This window comes from Mucilaginibacter pedocola (genome assembly GCF_002013915.1).
Taxonomy (GTDB): Bacteria; Bacteroidota; Bacteroidia; order Sphingobacteriales; family Sphingobacteriaceae; genus Mucilaginibacter; species Mucilaginibacter pedocola.
Map to the genome: position 1 here is coordinate 171,737 of NZ_MBTF01000002.1, position 26,993 is coordinate 198,729.

The 26,993-nt window shown below is 44.3% G+C and carries 27 protein-coding genes; 16 read left to right on the forward strand and 11 right to left on the reverse strand.

Annotation, left to right across the window (positions count from 1 at the left end):
• Nucleotides 1–10 precede the first annotated feature (10 nt).
• Nucleotides 11–1,243 carry a M16 family metallopeptidase gene (locus tag BC343_RS05090; RefSeq protein WP_078346655.1) on the reverse strand — a complete coding sequence of 411 codons (1,233 nt, stop codon included), beginning with the start codon at nucleotides 1,241–1,243 and terminating at the stop codon, nucleotides 11–13.
• 139 nt (nucleotides 1,244–1,382) lie between these two features.
• On the opposite strand from BC343_RS05090, the gene hpt reads away from it, so the two are divergent.
• From hpt to BC343_RS05110, 4 genes are all read left to right on the forward strand, one after another.
• On the forward strand, nucleotides 1,383–1,919 hold the full coding sequence (hpt, locus tag BC343_RS05095; RefSeq protein WP_078346656.1) for a hypoxanthine phosphoribosyltransferase: 537 nt from the start codon (nucleotides 1,383–1,385) through the stop codon (nucleotides 1,917–1,919).
• A 29-nt stretch (nucleotides 1,920–1,948) separates the two neighbouring features.
• Nucleotides 1,949–2,491, forward strand: a complete 543-nt coding sequence (locus tag BC343_RS05100) for a hypothetical protein (RefSeq protein WP_143822066.1) — start codon at nucleotides 1,949–1,951, stop codon at nucleotides 2,489–2,491.
• 170 nt (nucleotides 2,492–2,661) lie between these two features.
• Nucleotides 2,662–3,444: a slipin family protein gene (locus tag BC343_RS05105; protein ID WP_078346658.1), complete on the forward strand. Its 783-nt coding sequence runs from the start codon at nucleotides 2,662–2,664 to the stop codon at nucleotides 3,442–3,444.
• A gap of 90 nt (nucleotides 3,445–3,534) precedes the next feature.
• The gene (locus BC343_RS05110; protein ID WP_078346659.1) at nucleotides 3,535–4,665 is read left to right on the forward strand and encodes a toxin-antitoxin system YwqK family antitoxin; all 1,131 of its coding nucleotides are present in this window, start codon (nucleotides 3,535–3,537) and stop codon (nucleotides 4,663–4,665) included.
• Between the two features lie 3 nt (nucleotides 4,666–4,668).
• Here BC343_RS05110 and mfd read toward each other — a convergent pair whose 3' ends face one another.
• Nucleotides 4,669–8,019, reverse strand: a complete 3,351-nt coding sequence (mfd, locus tag BC343_RS05115; protein WP_078346660.1) for a transcription-repair coupling factor — start codon at nucleotides 8,017–8,019, stop codon at nucleotides 4,669–4,671.
• Nucleotides 8,020–8,182: 163 nt separating this feature from the next.
• On the opposite strand from mfd, the gene BC343_RS05120 reads away from it, so the two are divergent.
• The 8 genes from BC343_RS05120 (at nucleotide 8,183) to BC343_RS05155 (ending at nucleotide 13,784) form a co-directional block, all read left to right on the forward strand.
• Entirely contained in the window at nucleotides 8,183–8,599 is a 417-nt protein-coding gene (locus tag BC343_RS05120; protein WP_078346661.1) for a DUF4199 domain-containing protein, read from the forward strand.
• Nucleotides 8,592–8,894: a DUF2752 domain-containing protein gene (locus tag BC343_RS05125; protein ID WP_238381701.1), complete on the forward strand. Its 303-nt coding sequence runs from the start codon at nucleotides 8,592–8,594 to the stop codon at nucleotides 8,892–8,894. The genes BC343_RS05120 and BC343_RS05125 overlap by 8 nt, the downstream gene beginning before the upstream one ends.
• A 166-nt stretch (nucleotides 8,895–9,060) precedes the next feature.
• A complete protein-coding gene (locus BC343_RS05130; RefSeq protein ID WP_238381702.1) occupies nucleotides 9,061–9,429 on the forward strand; it encodes a TM2 domain-containing protein in 369 nt (122 codons plus the stop codon).
• Between the two features lie 463 nt (nucleotides 9,430–9,892).
• Nucleotides 9,893–10,990: a Nif3-like dinuclear metal center hexameric protein gene (locus BC343_RS05135; RefSeq protein WP_078346662.1), complete on the forward strand. Its 1,098-nt coding sequence runs from the start codon at nucleotides 9,893–9,895 to the stop codon at nucleotides 10,988–10,990.
• Nucleotides 10,990–11,733 carry a zinc ribbon domain-containing protein gene (locus BC343_RS05140; protein ID WP_078346663.1) on the forward strand — a complete coding sequence of 248 codons (744 nt, stop codon included), beginning with the start codon at nucleotides 10,990–10,992 and terminating at the stop codon, nucleotides 11,731–11,733. Before BC343_RS05135 ends, BC343_RS05140 begins: the two co-directional genes overlap by 1 nt.
• A gap of 174 nt (nucleotides 11,734–11,907) precedes the next feature.
• A complete protein-coding gene (locus tag BC343_RS05145; RefSeq protein WP_078346664.1) occupies nucleotides 11,908–12,441 on the forward strand; it encodes a carboxymuconolactone decarboxylase family protein in 534 nt (177 codons plus the stop codon).
• Between the two features lie 70 nt (nucleotides 12,442–12,511).
• Complete coding sequence (locus BC343_RS05150; protein ID WP_238381703.1) at nucleotides 12,512–12,889, forward strand: nuclear transport factor 2 family protein; 378 nt, start codon at nucleotides 12,512–12,514, stop codon at nucleotides 12,887–12,889.
• Nucleotides 12,890–12,893: 4 nt separating this feature from the next.
• Entirely contained in the window at nucleotides 12,894–13,784 is an 891-nt protein-coding gene (locus BC343_RS05155; protein WP_078346775.1) for a helix-turn-helix domain-containing protein, read from the forward strand.
• Here the strand turns inward: BC343_RS05155 and BC343_RS05160 are convergent.
• The 6 genes from BC343_RS05160 to BC343_RS05195 form a co-directional block, all read right to left on the reverse strand.
• Complete coding sequence (locus BC343_RS05160) at nucleotides 13,781–14,851, reverse strand: PA0069 family radical SAM protein (protein ID WP_078346666.1); 1,071 nt, start codon at nucleotides 14,849–14,851, stop codon at nucleotides 13,781–13,783. The genes BC343_RS05155 and BC343_RS05160 overlap by 4 nt on opposite strands.
• 30 nt (nucleotides 14,852–14,881) lie before the next feature.
• Nucleotides 14,882–15,523, reverse strand: a complete 642-nt coding sequence (locus tag BC343_RS05165; protein WP_078346667.1) for a response regulator — start codon at nucleotides 15,521–15,523, stop codon at nucleotides 14,882–14,884.
• Between the two features lie 236 nt (nucleotides 15,524–15,759).
• On the reverse strand, nucleotides 15,760–16,302 hold the full coding sequence (locus tag BC343_RS05170; protein WP_162276825.1) for a hypothetical protein: 543 nt from the start codon (nucleotides 16,300–16,302) through the stop codon (nucleotides 15,760–15,762).
• A gap of 199 nt (nucleotides 16,303–16,501) precedes the next feature.
• Nucleotides 16,502–16,792: a hypothetical protein gene (locus BC343_RS05175; RefSeq protein WP_078346669.1), complete on the reverse strand. Its 291-nt coding sequence runs from the start codon at nucleotides 16,790–16,792 to the stop codon at nucleotides 16,502–16,504.
• Between the two features lie 394 nt (nucleotides 16,793–17,186).
• On the reverse strand, nucleotides 17,187–17,981 hold the full coding sequence (locus BC343_RS05185) for a sensor histidine kinase (RefSeq protein ID WP_078346671.1): 795 nt from the start codon (nucleotides 17,979–17,981) through the stop codon (nucleotides 17,187–17,189).
• 648 nt (nucleotides 17,982–18,629) lie between these two features.
• The gene (locus BC343_RS05195) at nucleotides 18,630–19,058 is read right to left on the reverse strand and encodes a hypothetical protein (protein WP_078346673.1); all 429 of its coding nucleotides are present in this window, start codon (nucleotides 19,056–19,058) and stop codon (nucleotides 18,630–18,632) included.
• Nucleotides 19,059–19,448: 390 nt separating this feature from the next.
• Here BC343_RS05195 and BC343_RS05200 point away from each other — a divergent pair, with 390 nt between their 5' ends.
• Complete coding sequence (locus BC343_RS05200) at nucleotides 19,449–20,558, forward strand: metallophosphoesterase family protein (RefSeq protein ID WP_238381704.1); 1,110 nt, start codon at nucleotides 19,449–19,451, stop codon at nucleotides 20,556–20,558.
• A gap of 41 nt (nucleotides 20,559–20,599) precedes the next feature.
• Here BC343_RS05200 and BC343_RS05205 read toward each other — a convergent pair whose 3' ends face one another.
• The 3 genes from BC343_RS05205 to rsfS form a co-directional block, all read right to left on the reverse strand.
• Nucleotides 20,600–21,238 (reverse strand): LutC/YkgG family protein, encoded by a 639-nt coding sequence (locus BC343_RS05205; RefSeq protein WP_078346674.1) that lies wholly within the window; start codon nucleotides 21,236–21,238, stop codon nucleotides 20,600–20,602.
• Nucleotides 21,239–21,333: 95 nt separating this feature from the next.
• Entirely contained in the window at nucleotides 21,334–23,451 is a 2,118-nt protein-coding gene (ftsH, locus tag BC343_RS05210) for an ATP-dependent zinc metalloprotease FtsH (protein WP_078346675.1), read from the reverse strand.
• A gap of 70 nt (nucleotides 23,452–23,521) precedes the next feature.
• Complete coding sequence (gene rsfS, locus BC343_RS05215; protein ID WP_078346676.1) at nucleotides 23,522–23,896, reverse strand: ribosome silencing factor; 375 nt, start codon at nucleotides 23,894–23,896, stop codon at nucleotides 23,522–23,524.
• A 92-nt stretch (nucleotides 23,897–23,988) separates the two neighbouring features.
• On the opposite strand from rsfS, the gene BC343_RS05220 reads away from it, so the two are divergent.
• From BC343_RS05220 to BC343_RS05230, 3 genes are read left to right on the forward strand one after another with little or no spacing between them, the layout of a single operon-like run.
• Nucleotides 23,989–24,714: a biotin--[acetyl-CoA-carboxylase] ligase gene (locus tag BC343_RS05220; RefSeq protein ID WP_238381705.1), complete on the forward strand. Its 726-nt coding sequence runs from the start codon at nucleotides 23,989–23,991 to the stop codon at nucleotides 24,712–24,714.
• A gap of 1 nt (nucleotide 24,715) precedes the next feature.
• Complete coding sequence (locus tag BC343_RS05225) at nucleotides 24,716–25,168, forward strand: protein-disulfide reductase DsbD domain-containing protein (protein ID WP_078346678.1); 453 nt, start codon at nucleotides 24,716–24,718, stop codon at nucleotides 25,166–25,168.
• A gap of 13 nt (nucleotides 25,169–25,181) precedes the next feature.
• The gene (locus BC343_RS05230) at nucleotides 25,182–26,900 is read left to right on the forward strand and encodes a protein-disulfide reductase DsbD family protein (protein WP_078346679.1); all 1,719 of its coding nucleotides are present in this window, start codon (nucleotides 25,182–25,184) and stop codon (nucleotides 26,898–26,900) included.
• The last annotated feature ends 93 nt before the right edge of the window (nucleotides 26,901–26,993 follow it).

Genomic DNA, 26,993 nt, shown 5'->3' on the forward strand with positions numbered 1-26,993 from the left:
AATAGGTGATTTACGCTTTAGGCTCAAATAATAAGGTTACCATACCGTCATTATCAAAAATTTCGTTACTTATCTCCAATAATTGGTCGGCGGTAACTTCGTTAACACGGGCAAAAATATCGTCGAGGGTATCTATCCGGTCAAAATCTATCAGGCTTTTGGCCATGCTGATGATGAGGCTCATGCGGCTTTCTTCGGCAAGGGCTATTTGGCCAATGAACTTTTCTTTTGCCTGCTTTAGCTGTACCGGGCTTATCCTGTTCTCGCGCAGGTTCTTCAACTCTTTGTGCACCAACTTTAATGCCCGTTCTGCCTTTTCGGCATCGGTACCAAAGTAAACCGAAAATATGCCGGTATCGGTAAGCGAGGTATAGCTACTCTCTATGGTGTAGGCAATGCCGTACTTTTCGCGAATCTGCAGGTTAAGGCGATTGCTCATGCCCATGCCACCCAGCAGGTTGTTTAGTAGCAGTAGCCCGTATTTATTGGGATGTGCCGATGCGTATGCCCTGCCGCCTAAAACACAATGCGTTTGCGATATGGGCTTTTGTACTTGGTGAAAGCCTGCTTCGGCCGGCTGCGGAGCAATGCGTTGTTTTTGGCTTATATTCTCGGGTACGCCACCAAAATATTTCTCGCCAAGCTTGACCAGTTTCTTAAAATCGTAATCGCCGTTTACTGCGAAAACCATCTGATGCGTGTTGTTATTGGCCAGCATAAAATGCTTAATATCGGCACCACTCATGGCCGCTACACTTTCGGGGGTGCCCAAAATGTTGTTGCCGATGGGGTGGCCTTTAAATAGCAGCTCTTCAAAATCATCCTGTATGGCTTCTTCGGGCTGGTCCAGGTAACTGGCTATCTCGTCTAATATTACGCCGCGTTCTTTCTCCATCTCATCCTCGGGGAAAGTGGAGTGGAACAGGATATCTTCGAAAAGGTCGGCAGCGCGCTCTAAATGTTGCTTTAATAACGATGCATGTATGCAGGTATATTCTTTAGTGGTATACGCATTCAGGTCGGCACCAACCAGCTCCAAGCGGTTTAATATTTGTGTGGTGCTGCGGCGTTCGGTTTCTTTAAATAGCAGGTGCTCAATAAAATGGGCAAGCCCCTCTTTGCCCGGCAATTCATCGCGCGAGCCTGCATTAAGCACAAAGCAGCAATGCGTAATAGGCGAGGGATTGTGTTTGAAAAGTATACGAATACCGTTGGGCAGCGTGTGTATCTGGTGGTCTGTCATAAGTAAGGGTGTAAAGATAGGGTTTTATATTTGCCACAGTTACAGCCATCTGCGTTGCCATGCGGCAACTAAAGGCATATTTTTTTATCATGACGATAATTTTACATCTTGATATGCGTATTTAATTTATTTTAGTACGATGAAACTACAAATTGCCGACCTTGAATTTGAGCCGCTGATAAGTTACGAGCAGATACAACAACGCATTGCCGAAGTTGCGCAGGATATCAACAACGATTTCGAAGGAAAAGAACCCATATTTGTAGGTATACTCAACGGTAGTTTCATGTTTTTTGCCGACCTGGTGAAAGAGATCACCTTGCCCTGCCAGGTAACCTTCACCAAACTTGCTTCGTACTTCGGCGGTGTATCTACCAGCCAATCCATTCGCGACGATTTTGACCTTACGGGAGACATTAAAGGCCGCGACGTGATATTAGTGGAAGACATTATTGATTCGGGCAATACCATCCGCTACCTTATCCAAAAATTAATGGTGCGCGAGCCGGCTTCTATTACCGTTGTTTCGCTTTTGTTTAAACCCGATGCAGTAGTTTACAGCATTGAAGAACTGCGCTACGTGGCATTCCAGATACCTAACGATTTTGTGGTTGGCTACGGATTAGATTACCGTGAGCTGGGCAGGAACCTGCGGGGGATATACCGGAAGAAATAGGCTGATTACTAATGCAATAGCCGGTACCCATGGCCAGTAAACGCCGAAAGCTATTTATAGTCAGCTTAATGGTAATTGTTGTAATTGCGACATTGCCGACCTTGCTAGGCTACAATATAGTCATTCCCACCTCGGAAATGATGAATGATAAGGTTAATGGCCGCCTGCCGAAGAGAAAAACAGGCGACACACTCCAATTATTTAGGAGCTACGACTTTAGCGACGGCAAATGGGCGGCGTATTTGGTTGTAGCAGCCGATGACCGTGCTGATATTCACCCAAAGCTTGCCGGACGAACCTGCTGGAAAACCACCGATATTGCAGTTTTGAAAGAAATGCAACAGCGCTGGACATTCAAGATCAATAGCGATGCCGATATAGCAACAGTTACCAGTACCTTTTATTTGATAAGAGACGGGGTGGTGGTTTTTGATTCGGGCATTGTAGCGGATAGTGGTACGCAAGGGATTCAAATGCGTGAATATGGCTGGATGCAGCCAACAGATAAACAAGCTGTAATGGACGTTTTGACGAAATTTAAAGCGGTGAAATGGCCTGTTGTGTTTATCTGATCGGATCGGAATCGGGGACATTAGTCATCCTTAAAATATTTTTTGCAGATATCAAAAACAGCGCTACATTTACCGCGCAAATCGCATACCGGATATCTTCCCCGATCGTCCTCAAAACCCTCCCCGGAACCTACAGGCAGGCGATAAGTTCATTAAACATTTAAAACATCATGTATTTACTTATTGGTTTAGCTATCGCCATTGTGCTGATAGGAATTAGTGCGCACATTGCACAGGAGTATCAACGCGCCATTGTTTTCCGTTTGGGCCGCTACCATCGTACCGCCGGCCCCGGGCTGTATTTTATTATTCCCTTTATCGACAGGCAGATAACGGTAGACATCCGTACCCGCACTGTAGATCTGGAGCAACAGGAAACCATCACCAAAGACAGTGTAACCATAAAAGTGAACGCTGTGCTATGGTTCAAGGTAACCAACCCCGAGGATGCCATTATTAAAGTGGCCAATTACAATATGGCGGTTTACCAATTTGCGGTTACTGCCTTGCGTAATATAATAGGCCAGCACCTGCTTGATGAGGTATTGCGCGAGCGCGAAGAGATAAACGCCACTATGCAAAAAATTGTAGATGCCGCCACCGAGCCATGGGGTATTAAAATTGTGATGGTAGAGATGAAGGACGTAGAGATACCCGAATCGATGCAGCGCGCCATGGCCCGCGAGGCGGAAGCTATCCGCGAGAAACGCGCCCGCATCATAAAAGCCGAAGCTGAACTGGAAGCATCAATGAAACTCACCCAGGGCGCCAAACAAATGGAAGAAAGCCCCATAGCGCTGGAGCTTCGCCGTATGCAAATGTTATCGGAGATCGGTATAGATAATAATACCACTACCATTGTGTTAGTGCCTTCTGATTTTACCAATGCCGCTAAGAGTTTTACGGAGTTAGTGGGGAAGAAAGACAAGGGGCAAAGTACGCAGAACGAGTAGATCTGCGCTAAAAATAGATGATCGTTTCTTATATTTGTTAAGGGGAAAACATACGATTTTTCCCTTAACAAACACCACCTTATTACATTCATGAAATCAAATTCCAAGTTCGTTTGGTTGCTACTATCCGTAATTGCCCAATGTTTGAGCTTTCGCGCCTTTGCGCAAAGCCAGGATTCAACTATTTATTTATTCAGGAATGTTGGCATTGCCGAAGAGCTTGTGTCGGCGATAGATAGCGCCGATTTTTACAGGGTGATCCCTCCTTTTACTTTGGACGGCGACCTGGTTGAGGTTAACGAATATTATATCAACGGTAGATTACGTTCTGCAGGGAAAGTTAAACCGGAGACGATAAAAATGAAATATGGGAAAGGTAACTACGAGGGGACTTACATAAAATTTGATTCGATAGGCAAACGACAAGTAATAATTAACTATTCGGAAGGAGTAAAGATCGGCCTGGAATACAGATATTATCCAGATGGAAAAACTTATGCTATTATAAATAATACAGACGAGTTTGATAGAGATATGTACCGTATAGCAAAAGTTGTGGCCTTTTATGACAGAACGGGCAATCAAATTTGTACGGATGGTGAGGGAATGGGAGTTTTGTATGATAGAGATTTTAAGCCATTATGGAAGGGGCCTATCAAAAATGGAAAAATGGAAGGTAATTGGGTCATGGCGAAGCCCTTGCTCGAAGGGATTATAGTTAAGCTAATATACAAAGATGGCATTTTTCAGTCTGGGGAAACCTTAGAACCAGGAAATGCTAAGCCATATTTGTTTGATTGGCCGCTTGTGAAAGCTAAGCCCCAAATGGATCTGCTAGAGTTTGTTCAAAAATTGAAGAAGAAAATTAAGCTTTCTTCTAAGTCAGCGATAACAAGTAAAATAATAGATTCTATGTCAGTCTCGTTCGAGGTAAAACCCGATGGAGAGATAGCTGATATTGAAACAGTGACCCCGGTATCTGAAGAGCTGATGAATGCTCTGAAATTAGCCATGGGGCAAAGCACGAAATGGGAGGCTACTAAGGTGTATGGAATACCGCTAAGAACGCGGGTTACAATATCGCTCGGGTATAAAAGACAAATTTTTTATGGATATGCCAGATCAAGAGTTGTTTTTAAGACGGTAGATAACTTGCAAGAGGCTTATTACGATGGCATTGAGGTCGAGAACTTACCTGCTATTTCCAGGCGTATTAATTAAAGCCTACACGCCAACAACCATCAATTCTTCCAACACTTCCAACGCCTCGTTGATATTTCCAACCCTATCTACACTAATACGCAACGTGTTTTTAACCTCTTTAAGGTTAGTGCGCCTTGGGTTGCGTTGTACAAAATTGAGCACCTCGTGGAAGGCCGCTGTTTCGAAATAGGGCGATTGCTGGTTGCTGATGAAATAGCCTCGCAGCACATTGTTTTTGAGCGACAACTTCTCGAAGCCTATAGCCTTGGCCGCCCATTGCAGGCGCATCGAGTTCAGCAGGTCGTCTACCTGGCGGGGTACGGGACCAAACCTGTCCTGCAGTTGTTGTTTAAAGGCGGTTAACTCTGTTTCGTTCTCCAGCTTAGATAGCTCAGTGTATAGGTTATAACGCTCGCCAATATTGGTTACGTACTCATCGGGGATAAGTATTTCCTGGTCGGTATCTATTTGGGTGAAGCTGATGTATGGCTTCGGTTTCTCCTCGGGGAATACGCCTTTAAACTCATCTTCTTTGAGCTCTTGTATGGCTTCATCCAATATCTTATGATACATATCGAAACCGATCTCGGCAATAAAACCGCTTTGCTCAGCACCCAGCAGGTTACCGCTGCCTCGAATGTCCAAGTCGCGCATGGCTACGTTGAAGCCGCTGCCTAAGTCGCTAAACTCTTCGATTGCGCTCAGGCGTTTGCGCGCCTCGTTAGTAAGGGTTGATAGTGGCGGGCTCAACAAATAACAAAAAGCTTTTTTGTTGCTTCGCCCCACGCGACCGCGCATTTGGTGAAGGTCGCTAAGCCCGAACATATGGGCGTAGTTAATGATGATGGTATTGGCGTTGGGTATATCCAAACCGGCTTCGATGATGGTTGTGGCCACTAATACATCGTACTCGTGGTTCACAAATTTCAGCATCACATCTTCCAGCGCGTCGCCCTCTAACTGCCCATGGGCAATGCCTATACGTGCTTTAGGCACCAATTTGCGTATCAAGCCGCCTAATTGCGGCAGATCGGCTACGCGGTTGTGGATGAAGAACACCTGCCCGTCGCGCTCCATTTCAAACTCAACGGCTTCTTTTATCAGCGTATCGTTAAACACATGCAACTCGGTAACTACCGGCTGGCGGTTCGGCGGCGGGGTAGATATGATCGAAAGGTCGCGCGCGCCCATTAGCGAGAAGTGCAGCGTGCGCGGGATAGGCGTTGCCGTAAGCGTAAGCGTATCTACATTGGCGCGCATCTGCTTCAGCTTCTCTTTTACCGTTACGCCAAATTTTTGCTCCTCGTCAATGATCATCAGGCCGAGGTCCTTAAACTTCACGTCCTTGCTCACCAGCCGATGTGTGCCGATGATGATATCTACCTTGCCTTCCTTCAGCTTGGTAAGGGTATCCTTTATCTGCTTAGTAGTTTTAAAGCGGTTAATGTAATCGATATTGGCCGGGAAGCCCTTCAGTCGGTCGCTAAATGTTTTGTAGTGCTGGGCGGCAAGGATAGTGGTCGGTACCAATATGGCAACCTGCTTGCTATCGGCAACGGCTTTAAATGCCGCGCGAACGGCAACTTCGGTTTTGCCGAAACCCACGTCGCCGCAAATGAGGCGGTCCATTGGGTGCGGCGATTCCATATCTTTCTTGAAATCTGCCGTGGCTTTCTCCTGGTCCGGCGTGTCTTCGTACAGGAAGGAAGCCTCCAGCTCGGTTTGCAGGTAACTATCGCGAGAGAAGGCATTGCCATGCTGCGCCTTGCGTAAAGCATAAAGCTTTATCAGGTCGCGGGCTATGTCTTTAACTTTTTTTTTTGTGGTTTTCTTCAGCCGCTCCCAGGTGTCGGTGCCCAGCTTGTTCATGCGAGGCTCAGTTCCCTCTTTGCCGCTGTATTTGCTAATGCGGTTAAGCGAGTTGATGTTTACGTAAAGCAGGTCGTTATCGGCATATATCAGCCTTATCATTTCCTGCACCTTGCCGTTCACTTCCACTTTTTCCAGGCCGGCGTATTTGCCAATGCCGTGGTCAATGTGGGTAATAAAATCGCCCGGCTTCAGGTCGCGCAGTTCCTTCAAGGTAATGGCCTGCGATTTTTGGTAGCCTTTTTTAAGCTTGTATTTATAGTAGCGGTCAAATATCTGGTGGTCGGTATAGCAGGCGAGTTTTTGCTCGCGGTCTATAAACCCTTCGCGGATAGAAACGTTGATTGGCGTAAACTTTACCGTTTTATCCAAATCCTCCAAAATAGCGTAAAGGCGCTCTACTTGACGAGGCGAATCGGTAAGGATATAGTTCTCTATCTTATCTATCTCGTTGTTTTTGAAATTGTGGATAAGCAGGCTAAAATCTTTATTGAACGATGGCTGCGGGCGCATATCAAAATTGATTTGCTGGGCATCGTTATAAAAAAACTGCTTGCCAAATTCAACCAGCGGGAAATCGTGCAGTTGGTCGGCTATCAGTTTTTCGTCGGTAAAGCTAAATTTAGGGTCTATCCATTCGGGGTTCTGTTGCTTCTCTTCTGCAGAAAGCGCTTTCCACAATTGGGTAGCCTTTTTATGCCCGGTTTGGATGATATCCAGCGTGAACTGAACATCTTTTATCCACACCTGGGTGCCGGCATCCACATATTCCAATAACGAAATATTATTCTCCGTCAAAAACTTCGATTGTACGTTGGGTACTATCGTAATGTTCTTTACGCGCTCAGCAGATAGCTGGCTCTCTATCTCAAAGGTGCGGATAGATTCGATGAAGTCGCCAAAGAACTCGATGCGATAAGGCAGATCGTGCGAGAAGGAGAAGATATCAACTATACCCCCGCGGACAGAGAATTGCCCCGGCTCATACACAAAATCAACACGGTCGAAATCGTACTCAACCAAAAACTCGGCAATAAAATCGATGCTGAGTTTATTGTTCACCTCTATCTCGAGCGTGTTTTTCTCAAGAGAATTGCGGTCTATCACCTTTTCGGCAAGCGCTTCTGGGTAGGTAACGATGAGCTGCCCGTATTCGGTAGAGTGGTTAAGCTCGTTCAGTACTTCGGCGCGGGCCAAAACATTGCTGCTATCGGGTTGAGTAAATTCAAAAGGCTTGCGGTACGATGAGGGGAAAAGCAGAACATCTTTCCCGGTGAGGTTCTCCAGGTCGGCCTGGAAGTAAGCCGCTTCTTCGCGCTCAGGCAATACAAACACCATGTGCTTGTGCTGCAAAAAATACAATGCTGACGCCATGGCCGCATCGCCCGATCCGACTAACCCTCTAAGCTGTACTCTCGGGCTTTTACCTGCATTAAGCGCTTGCGCCAATGCTTTCACCCGTTCGTCGGCTTTATACTTATCTAAAATATCGCGGATATTCAAAACTGTGCAAATATAGCTAAAAATGGGCGCATGGCCGAAACCGCGCCTTTATCAAAAAATATAGCAAACAAAAAAGGGCATTGTTTACTTTCTAATGATAAATCGCCTAAGATAAATGGCGCAACAACAATTATAAACTACAGATACCAAACCATATACTACCATGAAGAACTCAGTAATATTCGGATTATTAATTGGCGTGTTAAGCCTTGTGTGGCTTTTTGTAATGCGCAGCACCGGTTATAATTTATCAGATAGTAAAGCATCGCCCATAGAATACGTCTCGGTTTTAATACCGCTTATCGGTTTATACTTCGGCGTTAAAAACTTCCGCGATGGCGAACTTAAAGGGCAGATGGGTTTTTTTGAAGCACTGATTCAAAGCTTTAAAATATTACTTGTCGGCGGTGCACTTGCCGTGTTTGCCGGCATTGTATTTATTAACTGGGGCAGCCCCGAAACCGGCGATGTTACTTTTCAGAGCTTTAGCGGGCGCATATTTGGCGCGCTGCTGGTTGGCGTAATAATGGCAATTGGCGTATCTTTACTGCTCACCACCAGGAGCAATAAAGTTGATTAAAAAGCTGTTCAATCGCTACTTCGAACTTGTTATTTGGATAACTGCATTGGCCTGCCTGGCGTTTAGTGACCCGGCGAGCCATTCGCATTTTAGCCTGTGCCCTTTAAAGCAATTGGGCTTTAGCTGGTGCCCCGGTTGCGGCCTGGGCCATTCTATTGCTTATCTCTTCCACGGCGATATTGCCAATTCTTTCCATAGTCATTGGCTGGGTATACCTGTAACCATCGCGCTGTTTTATCGCATATATACCCTTGCCCGCCCTGTAAACTACCTGCAAAAGATACAGAACGGTTAATTTACCGCCGTTTTCACCGACAGCGTTTTCCGACACCCATATTCACCGTAAAAACTACTTGGTTTACCGATGGTTTAGCTTATGCTGCCTATTATAGATTGGCGTTTTTTGCCGGCGGCTATACCTTTACATCATTAAACATCACCAACACTAAAAAATTAAGACAATGAACATGTATCAAGATCCTTATATGACTTTCTCGGACATGACCTCCGAAGAAATGAGTTTCCTGAGCCAGGCTACAAATGGGCTTAGCGACAGGCAGAAACAATACTTTTACATGGTTTATTCCGGTAAAAGGCGTACCCCGCAAGAAGTACTTATTTTTACCCTCCTTGGTTTTATATGTATCGCCGGTGTACAAAGGTTTATTACGGGCCAAACGGCAATGGGTATATTCTTTCTGTTAACCGGTGGCTTCTGCGGCATCGGTACAATAGTCGACCTGATCAACCACCGCTCAATGGCTAACGAGTACAATCAAAAAATGGCTTACGAGGCTTTCCAGATCACCAAAATGGCTGTTCAGGAATAATTAACAAAAAAGATCAACCACACATAAATATACATTACAATGAATACCTTAAATAATAACACCCAGGAGTTGACCGTAGCGTTCGATAAAGAACTATTGAACCTTTTAAAAAACGATCTGCAGGCAGCAAAAGCAAAAAAGGCATAAGCTGACAAATTATAAGGGGCCTGACGCCCCGGTAAGGCTGAAACGAGTGTAAGCATTGGGAAGGGCAAGGGAGGCCCGGGGCGATTGGCCCACCAAAGAAAATATTACATGCGTTTTGGCCTTTGTATTTGGGCGATTTGATGAGTGAACACGAATTGCACGAATCTGGTCGAATTACACAAATCGAAGCAGTAAAAATTTTAGCCAATTTTCAGGATTCGTGAAATTCGAAATAATTAGAGAAATTAGTGTTCACTCAAATAAAAACCCTGTTAATCCTTTTCTATCCTGCTAATCCTGTCCTACCTTAGCCTTTATGAAATTAGGAATGCTTACTGCATACCTGGAGAGTTTAGCTCCGCTGGCTTACCAGGAAGATTATGATAACTCGGGCCTGATAGTTGGTAACCCGGATGCTGAAGTTACCCAGGCATTAATATCGCTCGATTGTACCGAAGCCGTGGTTGACGAGGCCATTGCCACACGCTGCCAGGTGATCGTATCGCACCACCCTATAGTTTTTAAGGGGCTAAAGCGCTTCAACGGTAAAACCTACGTGGAGCGAGTGGTAGAAAAGGCCATCCGCAATAATATTGCAATCTATGCTATCCACACCAACTTGGATAGTGTTATGACGGGGGTGAACGCCCGCATTTGCCAAACACTCGGATTAAAGAATACTCGCATACTGGCACCCAAACAACACCTGCTTAAAAAGTTGGTGACTTTTGTACCGGTAGCGCAAGCCGAGGCGGTACGCAATGCTTTATTTGCCGCAGGTGCCGGCCACATTGGCAATTACAGCGAAACCAGTTTCAGTAACGAGGGCTTTGGTACGTTTAAGGGTAATGAACAAACCAACCCCTATGTCGGTGAACCCGGCAAGCGCCACCGCGAGCACGAGATACGTGTTGAAACTATTTACCCCGCCAATTTAGAAAGCAAAATTATTATGGCGCTGGTGCTGGCCCACCCGTACGAAGAAGTGGCCTATGACCTTTACCCCATAACCAACCAAAACCAACAGGTGGGCAGCGGTATGGTAGGGGAGTTGGATACTCCGCAAAATGCCGAAGCGTTTTTAGCATTAGTGAAAGAAAGGATGCGCGCAAGCGTGATAAGGCATACGGCTTTTACCGGCAAACCCATCAAAAAAGTAGCGGTTTGCGGTGGCTCGGGAGGCTTTCTTTTAAAGCATGCTATAGCTGCCGGAGCGGACATTTTTATTACCGCCGACTACAAATACCACGAGTTTTTTGATGCCGAAGGAAAGATAGTTATTGCCGACATCGGACATTTTGAAAGTGAGCAATTTACGCAACAATTATTGTATGAAATTATTCAAAATAAATTTGTTAACTTTGCGGTCCGTTTAACAACAGTGAATACAAACCCCGTCAAATATTATATTTAATGGAACAAACCGTAGAACAAAAGCTTAAAGCTTTATACGACCTGCAAACCATCCACACAAAAATTGACAGAATCCGCCAGGTACGCGGCGAGTTGCCAATGGAAGTTGCCGATCTGGAAGACGACGTTGCCGGATTGGAAACCCGCATACAAAAAATAAAAAACGAGCTTGACGACTTAGAGGACGAAATTGTAACCCGCAAAAACCTCATTAAAGAAGCGCAAGCCAACACCAAAAAATACGAAGCTCAGCTGAACGAGGTTAAAAACAACCGCGAGTACGACGCTATTTCGAAAGAGATAGAGATACAAGGCCTGGATATACAGGTAAGCGAGAAGAAAATTCGTGAGTTTGGTTTCGAGATATCATCAAAAACAGGCATTTACGACAAAGCACAAGCCGACCTTGATGCTCGCCGCGCCGACCTGGATGCCAAAAAAGAAGAGTTGGGCACCATTACTGCCGAAACTGAAAAAGAAGAAAGCGAACTGAATGCTTTAGCTGAAAAAGCTACCGAAAATATTGAAGAGCGTTTACTTACTGCTTATACTCGCCTGCGCAAAAATGCAAAGAACGGTTTGGCTGTAGTAACTATCCAGCGCGATTCATGCTCGGGCTGCTTTAACCAGATCCCGCCTCAACGCCAATCAGACATCCGCCAGCGCAAAAAGATCATTGTTTGCGAGCACTGCGGCCGTATATTGGTTGACGAGCAAATGGCTTTGGAAGAAGAACAAGCATAATAAGCAACCAACTACAAACTTATATTTGAAAGGCCCCAGCGATGGGGCCTTTTTTTGTTGGGAAAGGACTTGCGGGGAAAACTGTCCATGCACTTGCGTCCTTCGTCCATTTACAAGAGTATCCGCGTGTTGCACCTTTGTATTGTCAATAACGACAATTAAAAAACAAAGAAAATGAAAAAGCAATTTTTAGTGCCCACCCGCGACGAAGTAAGCCCGGCCAACCAGGTTATATTTGACAGCTTGAATAAAACGTTAGGTTTTGTTCCAAATTTATACGCCACCATTGCTTATTCCGATGCTGGACTTGGCCGTTACCTCGCATATCAAAACGCGAAAACCACGCTATCTAACAAAGAGAAAGAAGCAGTTAACTTAATAGTGAGCCAGGTTAATAACTGCCGGTATTGTATAAGTGCGCATACGCTTTTGGCTAAAATGAATGGTTTTACTGATGAGCAAATAGTAGATATTCGAAATGGTAAAAGTGCTACGCCCAAGCTGAACGCTTTGGTGCAATTGGCTGCAGATGTAACACGCAACCGGGGAAAGGTAGCTGACGCTATTGTTAATGAATTTTACGCGAACGGTTACACCAACGAAAATCTGGTAGATCTGATTTTACAGGTAAGCGATAAAACGGCTATGAACTACCTGCATAATTTAACCGATATTGCCATAGATTTTCCGCTGGCTCCCGAGCTTTAAAATAACTCGATCCTAATCATCTTATGATATGAACGCAGAGACAAAACGATATCCCATACCTCCATTTAATATGGAAACCGCACTGCAAAAAGTGCAAATGGCAGAAGACGCTTGGAATACCCGTGACCCTGAAACAGTTAGTTTGGCGTACACCATTGATTCGGAGTGGCGTAACCGAACTGAGTTTATAAACGGGCGGGACGAGATAAAGGCTTTTTTAACCCGCAAATGGCAGAAAGAATTGGGCTACAAGCTAAAAAAAGAACTTTGGGGTTTTAGGGAAAACCGTATGGCTGTGCGTTTTGAATACGAATGGCATGATGAAAACAACCAATGGTACCGTAGTTATGGCAACGAGCTTTGGGAGTTTGATGAGAACGGTTACATGCAAAAAAGATACGCCAGCATTAATGACATGCCCATAAGCGAAAGTGAACGTAAGCTGTAACAACATGGACGGCAAACAGAGCTTTACATTGGTAAACCCGCTAACCGGGAACCTGGCGTTCAAATTATTCAGTTTCAGCGATAATAGTTATTTTGATCATATACAGCGAAATAATTATTATTCGCTTATTTGGATAAAACAAGGGGAAGGTATCGTGAAAGCAGACTTTAGTGAATACTCTTTCATGCCCGGTATGCTTTTCGCTTTTTCGCCTTATCAACCTTTTATGATAAGTCCGCAGGATGGTATATATGGTGTAGCACTTAATTTTCACCCGGATTTCTTCTGCATTCATAAGCATCAAAAAGAAATAGCATGCAATGGGGTTTTATTCAACAATATATACGATCCGCCATTTTTGCGCCTTGATGAAGCAACCACTGCATCCCTGGAGCTGATGTTAGGGCAGATAAAAGCCGAAATGCAAAACGTAGCCCTGGCACAATACGAGTTGTTACTTTCGTACCTAAAGATTGTTTTAATAACAGCTTCACGCCTTAAAGCACGGCAACAAACAGCCGAAGGACAGATTATTACAAATGAGGTTAAGCAGCCTTTTATACTGAAAAAACTAAAAGATAATATAGAACAGCATTTTAGAACGCACCATACTGCCAGCGAGTACGCCAATCTTTTAAATATTACACCCAAAGCGTTGGCAAAAATTACAAAGGCGCATTTTAATAAAACGCTTACAGATCTTATAACAGAGCGCATAGTAATAGAAGCCAAACGCGAACTGTATCTTACCAATAAACCGGTAAAAGAAATTGCCTACGAACTTGGCTATACCGACGAGAGCTATTTTAGCCGGTTTTTTAAAACGAATGCTGATATAAGCCCGCAAATTTATCGGGATACAGTGGGTTTTAACAGGGCAAACATATCCTCCTAAAACAACCCCATCTGTTTCCCACCTTTCGGCCTGAACAAACTCAGGTCGTATTGCGGCATTTCCCTTCCTGAAAGAAAGCGTACGCAAGCCATGCGGTATAGTTGATGTATAGAGTTGGCTATGTGCCCGTCGCCGCTCATGCGTCGGCCAAAGTCGCTCTCGTTCAGGTTGCCGTTGTGGCAGGCGCGTACCATGTTCAGTACCTTCTCAGCACGGTCGGGGAAGGCTTTGTGTACCCAGTCGGTAAATATTTCGGCAATGCTGCCGTTGAGGCGTACTATCGTAAAGCCTGCAGCCAATGCGCCCCGGTCGGCAGCAGCTTTAATAATATCAGGCATTTCGTTACTGTTCAATCCGGGGATAATGGGCGCTACCATTACACGCACAGGTATGCCTTTTTCGGATAGTTTTTCTATTACAGCCAGCCGCCCGATCCCGGTTACCGTACGGGGTTCCAGTTTTTGCCGTAGCGCTTCGTTCAACGAATTGAGCGATACATTTACATGCACCAGTTTCATGGCCGCCATTTCGGTTAAAATATCCAAATCGCGTAGCACCAGGTTGTTTTTGGTGATAATACTTACCGGGTTACGATATTGCAGAAAAACCTGCAGCAGACCCCGGGTTATCTTCAGTTTACGCTCTATGGGCTGGTAACAATCGGTATTGCCCGACAATACCATGGCAACCGGCTCGTACCCTCGTTTGTTAAAATGTTTTTCGAGAAGTTCGGGCGCGTTGCGTTTTACAATTATCTTTCGCTCGAAATCGAGCCCGGCGCTAAAGCCATAATACTCGTGGGTATTGCGAGCATAACAATAAATACAGCCATGCTCGCAGCCTTGGTAGGGGTTTATAGATACAAAACGCCCGAGGTCGGGGCTGTTAGATTCGCTGACGATCTTCTTGGGGCTTTCCTCAAAAAGCTGCGTGCGGGTATCTTCCAGCAATTGTTCGTCCAGCCCCTCAACGTGGTCCAGTACGTATTTGTTCTTCAGAAATTTGTTGTGCGTGTTTACCTGCGCCCCTCTTCCCTTAAAAAAATCGGGATTCTCCTCATGTGCCATGAGAACAAATTTGCTAATTTTATTAGCAAATTACAAAGATATGAGATTGTTTTTTACCGCATAAAGTGCCAGGCCAACACGGCTTTTAATCTCCAGTTTTTCGAAAAGCTGGTCGCGGTAACCGTCAACGGTGCGGGCGCTAACGTTCATTTCGTCAGCAATTTCTTTATAGGTGAGTTCGGTTGCTGCCAGTTTTAAAAACTCGAGCTCGCGGGCATTTAGTTTAATATTGGCAGCCGAGTGGCTAAAACTATTTACAAGGTGGCGGGTAACAAAATCGGGGTAGTATATTTCGCCCTGCGCAACTTTGGTAAGGGCTGTTTCAAACTCCAGGGGTTCAGCATCTTTTAACAAATAGCCTTTTACGCCAAGTTTTACCATTGCCAAAACTTTCTCAGCATCCTCATACATCGATAGTATGATCACCGCAATATCGGGGTAATTGCTTCGCAGCCATTGGGCGGTTTCTATGCCACCCATTACGGGCATGTTTATATCTAAAATAATAATATCCGGCTTTAGCTGGGGCGATAGCTTTCGGGTAAGTTCCAACCCGTTGTCGGCCTCGAAAATGATCTTATAATTGCCCAGGCTTTGTATAAGCGATACAAGCCCGCCCCTAAAAAGGCGATGATCATCAACCAGCACTATCTCGACGGCATCCGTTGGCATACGTTTGTTGTAAGAGGGGACAATAATTATTGCATACAAAAACCTTTGCCGGTTAAGCGGACGCTACCGCCCGCTGCCATTTTAAGGCGATTATTAATTGCTAATTTTTTAACCCCTTTCTTGTTGACTATCAATATACAATAGTAAAATAAAGGAGCCGGCATTCGCGATGGTTAAATTAACTAAACATAAATGAAATTGCAATAGCATAAAACCATCAATCACCTTATACGAGGTTAACGGGTTGAGGGTTTAACGTATAAAAAACAGGCAATAAGGCAGCCGTACAATAAAACGTTTGCTATGCTGCTAACCACCATCCAAAATTGCAGGTAGGCAAAGCTGTTTTTGTAAGCCAGATAGCTAAACGATGCAAAAAATAAAAACTCGCCAAGGTAAAAGAACAATACTCCGGTATTGAGCCAAAACCCGGGCTGCTTTAATAAGTTGAACGCTTGTGCCGAGGGGAGCGATATCAGTTGGCGGAAATAGACCCCGCAGGCAACTATAATTACCAGCGTTTGCAGTAATATACCGCTGATATTGAGTTTCCAAAAACCATGTATAAGCAGCAAACTCAACACGCTATAGATTATTGAACCTACGATAGCTATTAAAATAGGCCTTTTATAGCGTGCCGTACCTAAATTAGTATAAATGCTGAACGAATAAAACATAAACTCGATGAGCTCTACTATATTAACTGCCCATAGGTTGCTATGGTTTACCGAGAATACTTTGTAAAACGAGGCTGTTTCGTAAGCAACTATAAATAACAAAAAGAGGGGGAAATACCGGTACCGGGAAGCTGAAAGCTGCTTAATTTTGATAAAGGCCGTTAGTAGGGCCAAAAGCTCAAAGCAATAATAAATTTTTATCTCCATACCACTAATACCTGCAACACGTCGCGAAGATATGTTTAACTTTCAAAATAACATACCTGTTTATGCCGGTTGTTAATGGGGCTGTGCTACTGTGCTACGGAGTTGTGTTTAGCTTTTGGTTATTAACTTTAAAAAAACAGATCGCTAAACAACTATATAAAATGGCAATAGCGATATTGGAGATGCTGGCAAACATAATGAAGTAGCTGTAATCGTTGTTGTAGGCTCCGTAGGCAAATGAGCTGTAAACCAAAAAATTAAGCAGGCAAAAAAATAACAAGCCGGTATTGAGCCAAAAGCCCGGCAGTTGAATGATAGATAAGCGCTCGTGCGAATACCGCAATAGTTCGTGATAATACAGGCCGGATAAAACGATGATGATCACATATTAAAGCAGTATAGTAGCGGTATCGAGCCGCCAAAAACCTTGAAAAAACGCCATATTAATAGCGGCAAAAGGTATGGATAGTATAATTGCGATTTTTGCGGCCTTTTTAAAACGAGGCGTTTTTAAAAGCGATGTTAAAAATAAGCTGTTAAAAAAGAAAGCAATGGATATGTTAATGTTTGCGATATACAGGTTTGAGTGGTTGATAACAAACCAATCTTGCAGGCTGCCGTACTCATAAATAACTACATATAATAGATAAGGCACGAAATATTTATAGGGAGTGCCTTGCATTTTTGGCCATCGCCACAATGCAGCCAAAAAAGCCAATACTTCAAAAATAAAATATGTGTAAACCAGCATTGTAACAAAAGTGGGTATTTGTACCGAATTAATGTGCCTGTACCGGCGAGGAAATGGTGACGGTTACTTTGCTGCCTTTACCCGGTTGGCTGTTAATTGCTGCTGTTGCGCCCACCATTGCAGCCCTGTTTTGCATATTCCGCAAGCCCGAACCGTTTGCTGTGGTAGCATTCATTTCAAAACCGGCGCCGTCATCGATAATGGCCATCTCAAATAACTCGGGCTGGTATTGCAGCGATATATTGAACTGTTTGGCGCCCGAATGTTTAAGCACATTATTAAGCGCTTCCTGAAAAATGCGGAACAATACCAACTCGCGTTCGTTGCCCAACGAGAACGAGTTGCCCTGAACATCCAGCGAGGAACCCATTATACTGCTTTTATTCAATCGCTCTACCTCTATGCCGATGGTTTTTACCAAACCTAAGTGTGCAATGTGTTCAAAACTGAGGCTTTTAGATAGGTCGCGAAGATCGGTTATAGCTTGCGAAACCAGTTTGCGGCTTTCGTCTATTTTGCTTGTTCGTGCGGTTTCACTGAGGTTGCCTGTTAAGGCCAGGTTCATTTTAACGAAAGACAATACCTGGGTTATATTGTCGTGAATTTCCTGGCTTACATAGTGCAGGGTTTGTTCCTGCATTTCTATTTGCGTTTTTAACAGCTCTTGCTTAAAAGCTGCCTGTTGTTGTTCTTTTTCGGTAATATGGTTATTGTGCTTACGCTGGTAAAAAAACAAAAAGCTGATGATAAATATGCCCAGCAACAGCAGCATTATAGTGCCTGCAATAATAATTACAATAAGCTGTTGACTTTCCGGGCGCATAAAAACGAAACTGTTAAACAGGAGTATAATATAGCAATTGCAAGGTTAGCTACAATTGTAAATAATAAATTAAACTCCATAAGTTGTTGATATGCTAAGAAAGCAAATGATGCGTAAATTAAAAAGTTAACGAGGCAGAAAAACAGTAAGCCGGTATTTAACCAAAATCCGGGTAACGAAACAATGGATAAATGCACGTGCGTATAATTCATTAATTCGTAAAAGTACACGCAGGTTATAATTACCAGTATGGCAAATTGTAATAGGATGGTTGCAGAGTCTAATTTGAAAAAGCCCTGAAAAAAAATATTGTTGATGATGGAGCAAAAAACGGATAACAGTATAGCTGCTGATACCCATTTTTTAAATACAGGTGTTTTAATAAGCCTGCGCAGAAAAAGGCTGTAGAATAGGAAAAAAATAAATAACGTGATGTTGGCCGCCCACAAATTACTTCCGTTTATGCCAAACCACCTGTTTATGGTGCCAAACTCGTAAACTAAAATAAACAGAAGGTAGGGCGCAAAGTATTTATAGGCGGTGTTTTTAAGCCTCGGCAATTGAATAACCGAAACAATAAAGGCCAGCGCTTCAAAAAATAAATATAACTGGTCGAGCATTGCCACTAATATAGGTATTAAAGGGCTATTAACAACCTATGTTGGGCGGGCACAGTTTTCCGTTATCCAACCCTTTTCCCGCTATGGAGGCATCGTCGTTAATGTTTTCTACCTGCCCGCTGGTGGTTATCAACACTACCATCAACTTGTTTTGATAATCGGTGCTATTATCATCCGGCAACGGGAAAATCTCCTTGTCGTGCAAGCCAAAATAAACCTTAAGCCCGTCGCAACCAGGATTTGCCGCAAAAAGGGCTTCTACATCTTTTCTATTAAAAATAACAGCACGGGTGTCGCCTTTTTCCGGGTGCCTGCTATCCGAACAATCTATAGAGCGGTGGCGGCCATTATCCAATACCTGAAGTTTTGAAAAGAAGTTTTTTGATAAGGCGTTCAATTGTGTTTTGGTTACCATCCCTTTAGAGAGTGGCGATAAACCGGTGTGTTTTTCTGACATGGTTGAGGGAATTTAAATTAATACAGGAAATGCGCTTTCTAAGGTAAAGGATTTCCGAACCCCGCGAGCACCGTGTTTTCACGGTATTTTATACCGCGAAAACAACGGTGCAATTGGGTGATATACCCATACCATAATGATGGGTTTCGTACGAAATTTGTTACACAGATAATTAGTTGATTGTGCCTTTGCCGGCGCTTGCCGCATCGGGAAAGAAAGTGTTAAAAATGAGTGGGCTCAAACACTCGTTTAAAGTTAATCCCTACTTCGGGGGAATTTAGGGACGGAAGGAACAGGCTGGGGGCTTTGCCCCCACCATCTCCTTCCATTTTGCATGTTAAACTATCCACATTAAATACGGCCCTGCATCTACCGGCAACAATTAAGGGCATGGCGTGTTATACAGCCATGCGCAATTTTTTGCAAAAGCTTTTATATAAGCCGGTTTTACGGCTGGCAAACAAATACTCGTCGCGGCCCAATACAGCCCGGGTAAACAAAGCACTAAACGCCCTCTATAAAAGCATCACCAATAAGCCGGGTAAAAAAGGGCCGGTAATTGCCACAGATAGCGCGAAAGACAAGTTCATTATACTATCTGACCAACACAAAGGTGCCCGCGATGGTGCCGACATGTTTGCCAATTGCGAGCGCGCCTATCTGGCTGCTCTCACTCATTATTATAAGAACGGTTTCACTTATATCAACCTCGGTGATAGCGAAGAACTATGGGAGAACACTTTTCTCACGGTAAAAAAGCATAACAAAGCCACTTTCGAACAAGAGAAGCTTTTTATTGATGCCGATAGATTTATAAAAATATTTGGCAACCACGACCTGTATTGGGGTAACGACCCATTGGCCATGGCAAGCCTGCTGCAGATATATGGTAAGGCTATCCGCATATACGAGGGGGTAATTTTGCAGGGAACCGTTAACCATAAACAACTTGCCATATTTATGACGCACGGGCACCAGGGCGATGCCCAAAGCGATGGTAATTGGTTTAGCAAATGGTTTGTATCCGATATTTGGGGACCGCTGCAGGGCTATTTGGGCATTAATCCAAACACCCCGGCTTTTAATAACCAAATGAAAACCGACCACAATCGCATTATGTACGAGTGGAGCAGTAAACGAAAAGACATGCTGCTGATAACCGGGCACACCCATCAGCCGGTGTTTCGCTCTTTAACACATCTCGAAAACCTGTATGTGGCGCTGGAGGTTGCGAAAAATGCAGAAGACACCGATAAGATAACTAAGATTGAAAACGAAATAACGGCGTTACACCTAAAAGGCAATACGCAGCCCAACTTTAATGGTTATTTGGATACTTATTTTAACACAGGTTGCTGCTGTTTTGATGACGGCGACATCACCGGGATAGAAATTGAGGGCGGCTGCATCCGCCTGATAAAATGGAGCGGCCATAAAAAAACAATAACGGAGCGAGTGGTATTAGAGGAGTGTAAACTGGACGAACTTAAGCTATCTTAAAGAATCGATGGCATCGCTGGCAATCGGTGAATAAAGAAGACCTAACCATCCAACATAAAAACGAATAGCTCTTTTGGCCCATGGGCACCCAGCACCAGTGTCTTCTCGATATCTGCAGTGCGGCTTGGGCCGGTTACCGTGGTGATCATGGAAGGGATGCTGCTGCCATATTTCTCTTTAATGAGTTTGAACCCATCCTTTAGGTCCATTACCATTTGCGAAGTGTAAGCCAAAACAATGTGCACCGGCGGATAAATACTAAGCCTGCGCCCTGCGGCATTGCCATTAGATAGCATGATGCTGCCGTTGCGGGCTATCAGCGCTTCGCAAAGCGTAAAGCCAACTTCGGCCTGTTCAAAATCTTTATCTGTCTCGAAGTAAGGGTATTCGTATGTGCTCAGAATTTGTTGCAGCGCGGGTTCCCAGCAGTATATTTTATGCCACTTGCGCTCTTCGGCAAGTTCCAACAGGTTTTCTATAAATTGTACCTCGTCTTCACAAAAAACAAATTGGCCGTTTACAGCCGTAAATTGCTCTGCAAAAACCACCTCTGGCAAGTCTTCGCTTGGCGGGTACATGGGTAGCTCTTCCAGGCTGGGGTAAGGGTTATCACGCTTCTCTAAAAGCGCCTTGCGCACTTTTTTAAGCAGTTTTTCTTTTGATGTAGTGATGTCCCTCATATAAAGCCAAAAGTAAAAAGTCTAAAGTTATAAGTCAATCCTTTATGGGATGCGCAACTTATAACTTTAGACTTTACGAACTTCTTTTTTAAAACTTATTCCGAAGCGGTGCTTCCTGTTTCTGCAGGGTTTCTGCCGAAGGTGCCCGAGTGGTCGCTAACGCCTTCGTGAATCAGGTTTTGTGCAGCAGGGTCCTGGTTGCTTTCGCCCTCGCCGTTCACAAACTCATCGTAAGTGGTGCGGTTATCAAATGGGCGTTTGCCAAGCAATTCCTCTAAGTCTGATTGGAAAAGGATCTCTTTCTCGATCAGCTTGTTGGCCAGCTTCTCTAAACCTTCGCGCTTTTCTATCAGCAGGTTTTTAGTGCGTTGGTAAACTTCGTTTATCTGGTTGCGTACCTCGGTATCAATCAGTTCAGAGGTTTTTTCAGAATACGGCTTGTTGAACTGGTACTCGCCCTGCGTATCGTTGAACGATACATTACCTACTTTATCATTCATACCATAAATGGTAACCATAGCGTAGGCCAGTTTGGTAATGCGCTCTAAGTCGTTTTGTGCACCGGTAGATATTTTACCAAAGGTGATATCCTCGGCAACGCGGCCACCTAAAGTCATGCACATACCATCAAGCAATTGCTCTGTAGTGTACAGGAACTGTTCTTTTGGTAAGTATTGAGCGTAACCCAACGCGGCAACACCGCGCGGAACGATAGATACTTTTACCAACGGATCGGCATGCTCTAAAAACCAACCAGCAATAGCGTGGCCAGCCTCGTGGTAAGCAACAATGCGTTTCTCTTCCGGAGAGATGATCTTGTTCTTTTTCTCCAAGCCGCCAATTACACGGTCAATAGCATCCTGGAAATCCTGCATATCAACAGCCTCTTTGTTTTTACGGGCTGCTATCAGTGCGGCTTCGTTACAAACGTTGGCTATTTCGGCACCGGCAAAACCAGGTGTTTGAGCTGATAGTTTTTTAGCATCAACACCATCAGATAATTTAACCGGCTTTAAGTGCACCTTGAATATTTGCTCGCGGCCAATCAAATCAGGTTTATCAATAGATACCTGCCTGTCGAAACGTCCCGGGCGCATCAGAGCACTGTCTAAAACATCGGGACGGTTGGTAGCGGCAAGGATAATGATACCGCTATCGGTACCAAAACCGTCCATTTCTACCAGTAACTGGTTCAGCGTGTTTTCGCGCTCATCGTTACCGCCTACTATATTGTTTTTACCACGTGCGCGGCCAATAGCATCAATCTCATCAATGAAAATGATACACGGAGCTTTGTCTTTTGCCTGGCGGAACAAGTCGCGAACACGCGATGCACCTACACCCACAAACATCTCTACGAAATCGGAACCCGATAATGAGAAGAAAGGCACCTGTGCTTCGCCGGCAACAGCTTTTGCCAATAGGGTTTTACCTGTACCCGGCGAACCTACTAACAGCGCACCTTTTGGTATTTTACCCCCAAGGTTGGTGTATTTTTTGGGGTTTTTCAGGAAATCAACAATTTCCATTACCTCTTGCTTGGCTTCTTCCAAACCGGCAACATCATTAAATGTAACCGAGACCTGGGCCTCTTTATCAAACAAGGTAGCTTTTGATTTACCAATGTTGAATATCTGGCCACCCGGGCCGCCACCACCGCCACTGCCCATACGGCGCATAATAAACAGCCAAACGCCAACCAGCAGCACGGCCATTATAATGCATTGCACCAACCAGTTGCTCAGCAGGTTCTCTTTGCTTTGCTGATACTCTATAGAAGTTACCTGCCCATCGCCAACAGATTTATCTGCGTTGGCTATAGATTGTTTAAGGCTTTCGTAAGATGCATCGGTGAAGTAGTATTGCGGGCCTTCGGCGCTAAGCTTCAGGTTGCTTTGGTTTTTGTTGGCATCCTGGTATTCGGGTTTGTTCAGGCTATCCTTTTTAATGTAAACCTCGGCTACTATCAGGTCGCCATTTTTGTAGGCGCTTATTTTATCAACATCGCGCGTTCTCAGCATTTTGGTAGCAAAACGCTGAAAGTTTATAGCCTTACCACTGTTGCTGCTCATAAAGGTGGGCACAACCAAAAGTCCAATAATGGCAATGGCGTAAAGCCACATCAGGTTGAACTTGGGCGGTTTAGGCGTTATTTTTTTATTAGGGATCTTCCGTATCGGTTTTTGGCCATCGGCCTTTTTATCTTTTTCCATGTTCTACAAGCTCAACATCAATATTAATGATTTTTTACAGGGCGCGTAATTCTTTTTTTGTGAGCTTTGGTTAAGCGCTTTTATAGAACTTAATTTCGGCATCGCCCCATAGGTCTTCCACCCCGTAAAACTCGCGTTTATCGGTACGGAAGATGTGTACAACTACGTCAATATAATCAAGCAGTATCCATTCGCCGTGTTCCAGCCCCTCTTTGCGCCAGGGGTCTTGTTGCAAGGCTTTGTATACTTCTTCTTCAACACTGTGTGCAATTGCTTTTACTTGTGTGGCAGAATCGGCATGGCATATTACAAAATAATCGGCCACCGAGCTCTTAATGTTCCTTAGGTCGAGCCTCACAAGTTCGTTCCCCTTTTTCTCCTGCATGCCGTGTATGGCCAACTCAGAGATGTAGGTGGATTCATTTATCACTTTACTTTTTACCATCAAAAAGAATTAGTTTTGAACGATTTGGGTTTATAAATTATTATACGTTGCAAAATAACATATTTTCAGGATTATTTGTTGGACAAAATTTAGTGACACTTAAAGAAGTAGACTCCACCAACAATTTCCTAAAAGAATCTTTGTCAAATTCCAAGCCATTTCCCGAGGGAACGGTCATTATGGCAGAGCACCAATACGCGGGCCGGGGGCAACATCAAAATGTGTGGCACGCACAGCCCGGCAAAAATTTAACTTTCAGCCTTTTATTAATGCCTCACTTTTTATCGCCCCTGCAACAATTCGGGCTTACAAGCGCCGTTAGCTTAGGAGTTTACGATGCCTTGCATCCGTTGCTTGGCGATGCGCTGAAAATAAAATGGCCCAACGATATTTATTATGGTAACCGCAAATTGGGCGGTATGCTGATTGAAAATATGATACAGGGCGGACAAATACGGAATTCTGTTATTGGCATTGGCATAAACGTTAACCAGGATAACTATCCCGAAACAGCAGGCAGCGCCATATCGGTAAAGCAGATATTACAAACCGATTATGATTTAAAAAATATATTAGCTGAAATTTGCAACCACATTGAAGGTTGGTACCTGAAATTAAAAGCAGGTAAAACAGCTGATGTAAGGAATACCTATTTGAGCCGACTATACCGCTTAAACGAATTGGCGCAATATCGGTCGAACGGGGAAACGTTCGAAGGGCGAATAACAAACGTTACCGATACCGGGTTGCTGGTTGTTGAGCGGAACGGGAGTGAGGAGTTGTATAATTTAAAAGAAATAGAGTTTATAAACACATAAAATGAAGAGAGTATTTTTAGCGATAGTGGCCATGGTTATAACCGCTGCGGCCCACGCACAAATAGAATCGCCGGTAAGATGGTCATACGCGGCAAAAAAAGTTAGCGCTACCGAAGCTATAGTATATTTAAAAGCTACTATCCAAAAAGACTGGCACATTTATTCGCAAACGGTTAAAGAAGGCGGCCCTTCTAAAACAGAGTTCACCTTTACCCCTTCTAAAGATTATGCGCCTGTGGGTAAAACTGTAGAGCCAAAACCCATTACCAAATACGAAGACGTTTTTAAAATGAACGTTGGCTATTTTGAAAAGGAAGTAATGTTTAGCCAAAAAATAAAACTGAAGTCGGCCAAAGCCAGTGCTGTTACCGGTAAGGTTGAGTTTATGGTTTGCAACAATGTAAAATGCCTGCCGCCTGATGAGGTGGAGTTTTCTATCCCATTGGCCAAATAAGCCCTATATACCGATGACGTTATTTAAAAGGCAATTTCGCCTGCGCAACACCTTATTATTGTTACTGGCGATAGTTGCCTTTTCTTTTTCGGTACCGCTTAAAGCTTTTGCTACGCAGGATGCGGCTACTGATACCGGATTAACTTTTACGGATATCCCAACAGCTGCAGATAGTATAGCCATTCGTAAGAAGGCCGATTCGGCTGCTAAGGCTAAGGTTGATATTGCAGCAAAAGCAGAAGTAGGGAAAGCTGCCGGCACAACCGGCGAATCATCTTCCGAATCGCTTTGGCAGTTGTTTTTGGTAGGCTTTTTGGGGGGGCTTGCGGCATTTTTGCTGCCTTGCGTTTACCCTATGTTGCCGCTCACCGTTAGCTTTTTTACTAAAAAGGGAGGTACCCGCGCTAAAGCTATTTGGCAATCGTGCCTGTACGGCCTGTCTATTATATTTATATATGTAGTTTTCGGCTTGCTGATAACTTTGGTTTTTGGCCCAGCAGCGCTTAATGGTTTAGCCACTAATGGCATTTTCAATTTCTTTTTCTTCCTGATGCTGGTGGTGTTCGGCGTGTCGTTCCTGGGCGCGTTCGAAATAACCTTGCCAAGCTCGCTGGCTAACAAGCTCGACGAAAACTCAGATAAAGGCGGTTTGGCCGGCATATTTTTTATGGCCTCTACTTTGGTGGTAGTGTCGTTCTCTTGCACCGGCCCTGCTATTGGGGGTGTATTAGCTAATGCGTTTTTAAAAGGCGAGCGTTTAGCACCAATAATTGTGATGTTCGGTTTCTCGCTGGCTATAGCGTTGCCTTTTACTTTATTTGCCATGTTCCCATCGGCGTTAAAGAGCCTGCCAAAATCGGGCGGCTGGCTGAACAGCGTGAAAGTTGTATTGGGCTTTCTGGAAATTGCGCTGGCGCTAAAGTTTCTTTCGAATGTTGATTTGGCCTATCACTGGAATTTGATAGACCGCGAGGTGGTTCTGTCTATATGGATAGCCATTGGCCTGTTAACCAGTTTATATCTTATCGGGAAGATAAAGTTCTCGCACGATAGCGATGTACAATACCTTACCGTAACCCGCACATTCTTTGCTATAGGAGCATTTGCGTTTACGGTTTACATGATACCCGGTTTATGGGGGGCGCCGTTGAAATCCATCAGTGCATTGTTGCCACCGTTGAGCACGCAGGACTTTGATATTTCGGGCGGTGGCAGCGCAACTGTAGCAGCACCGGCGTCGGCAGCTAATGTAGGCCCGAAAAAATACGAAGAGTTGTTTAAGCGCTTACCGAAAGTTAAAGGATTAGATGAATGGTATGATTATGACCAGGCCATGGAACTTGCCAAGCAGTTGCATAAACCGGTACTGATAGATTTTACAGGTTGGAACTGTGTTAACTGCCGCAAAATGGAGCAGGAAGTATTCCCAGATCCGGCGGTATTGAAAACCCTGCAAAGCGAATTTGTAATATTACAGCAGGTGATAGATGAAAAAACCGATTTGCCCGCAGCTGAGCAGTACACATCGAGCGTAACGGGTAAAAAAGTAACTACTATAGGCGGTAAGATGATCGACTTCGAGATATCAAAGTATAACTCAAACGCGCAGCCTTTTTATGTAATTGTAAACGAGAAAGGCGAGCAACTGGTGACACCACAAGGCGCGAGCGATATTGCCACGTTTAAAAAATACCTCGATAGCGGCATTGCCGCATACAAAGCCGGTAAATAAAGTCTATCATTTTTATCGTCAAATCGTATCATTCGAGTTTTAACCGAAGTTTCTCGTCAAAAAAGTGTAAATTCGCCCGAATTTCCGGAGCGG

Bases quoted from the DNA above. Each gene is read 5' to 3' on its own strand.
- BC343_RS05090 (WP_078346655.1), bottom strand. From the start codon at position 1,243: ATGACAGACCACCAGATACACACGCTGCCCAACGGTATTCGTATACTT.
- hpt (WP_078346656.1), top strand. From the start codon at position 1,383: ATGAAACTACAAATTGCCGACCTTGAATTTGAGCCGCTGATAAGTTAC.
- BC343_RS05100 (WP_143822066.1), top strand. From the start codon at position 1,949: ATGGCCAGTAAACGCCGAAAGCTATTTATAGTCAGCTTAATGGTAATT.
- BC343_RS05105 (WP_078346658.1), top strand. From the start codon at position 2,662: ATGTATTTACTTATTGGTTTAGCTATCGCCATTGTGCTGATAGGAATT.
- BC343_RS05110 (WP_078346659.1), top strand. From the start codon at position 3,535: ATGAAATCAAATTCCAAGTTCGTTTGGTTGCTACTATCCGTAATTGCC.
- BC343_RS05120 (WP_078346661.1), top strand. From the start codon at position 8,183: ATGAAGAACTCAGTAATATTCGGATTATTAATTGGCGTGTTAAGCCTT.
- BC343_RS05130 (WP_238381702.1), top strand. From the start codon at position 9,061: ATGAACATGTATCAAGATCCTTATATGACTTTCTCGGACATGACCTCC.
- BC343_RS05135 (WP_078346662.1), top strand. From the start codon at position 9,893: ATGAAATTAGGAATGCTTACTGCATACCTGGAGAGTTTAGCTCCGCTG.
- BC343_RS05140 (WP_078346663.1), top strand. From the start codon at position 10,990: ATGGAACAAACCGTAGAACAAAAGCTTAAAGCTTTATACGACCTGCAA.
- BC343_RS05145 (WP_078346664.1), top strand. From the start codon at position 11,908: ATGAAAAAGCAATTTTTAGTGCCCACCCGCGACGAAGTAAGCCCGGCC.
- BC343_RS05150 (WP_238381703.1), top strand. From the start codon at position 12,512: ATGGAAACCGCACTGCAAAAAGTGCAAATGGCAGAAGACGCTTGGAAT.
- BC343_RS05155 (WP_078346775.1), top strand. From the start codon at position 12,894: ATGGACGGCAAACAGAGCTTTACATTGGTAAACCCGCTAACCGGGAAC.
- BC343_RS05160 (WP_078346666.1), bottom strand. From the start codon at position 14,851: ATGGCACATGAGGAGAATCCCGATTTTTTTAAGGGAAGAGGGGCGCAG.
- BC343_RS05165 (WP_078346667.1), bottom strand. From the start codon at position 15,523: ATGCCAACGGATGCCGTCGAGATAGTGCTGGTTGATGATCATCGCCTT.
- BC343_RS05185 (WP_078346671.1), bottom strand. From the start codon at position 17,981: ATGCGCCCGGAAAGTCAACAGCTTATTGTAATTATTATTGCAGGCACT.
- BC343_RS05195 (WP_078346673.1), bottom strand. From the start codon at position 19,058: ATGTCAGAAAAACACACCGGTTTATCGCCACTCTCTAAAGGGATGGTA.
- BC343_RS05200 (WP_238381704.1), top strand. From the start codon at position 19,449: ATGGCGTGTTATACAGCCATGCGCAATTTTTTGCAAAAGCTTTTATAT.
- BC343_RS05205 (WP_078346674.1), bottom strand. From the start codon at position 21,238: ATGAGGGACATCACTACATCAAAAGAAAAACTGCTTAAAAAAGTGCGC.
- ftsH (WP_078346675.1), bottom strand. From the start codon at position 23,451: ATGGAAAAAGATAAAAAGGCCGATGGCCAAAAACCGATACGGAAGATC.
- rsfS (WP_078346676.1), bottom strand. From the start codon at position 23,896: ATGGTAAAAAGTAAAGTGATAAATGAATCCACCTACATCTCTGAGTTG.
- BC343_RS05225 (WP_078346678.1), top strand. From the start codon at position 24,716: ATGAAGAGAGTATTTTTAGCGATAGTGGCCATGGTTATAACCGCTGCG.
- BC343_RS05230 (WP_078346679.1), top strand. From the start codon at position 25,182: ATGACGTTATTTAAAAGGCAATTTCGCCTGCGCAACACCTTATTATTG.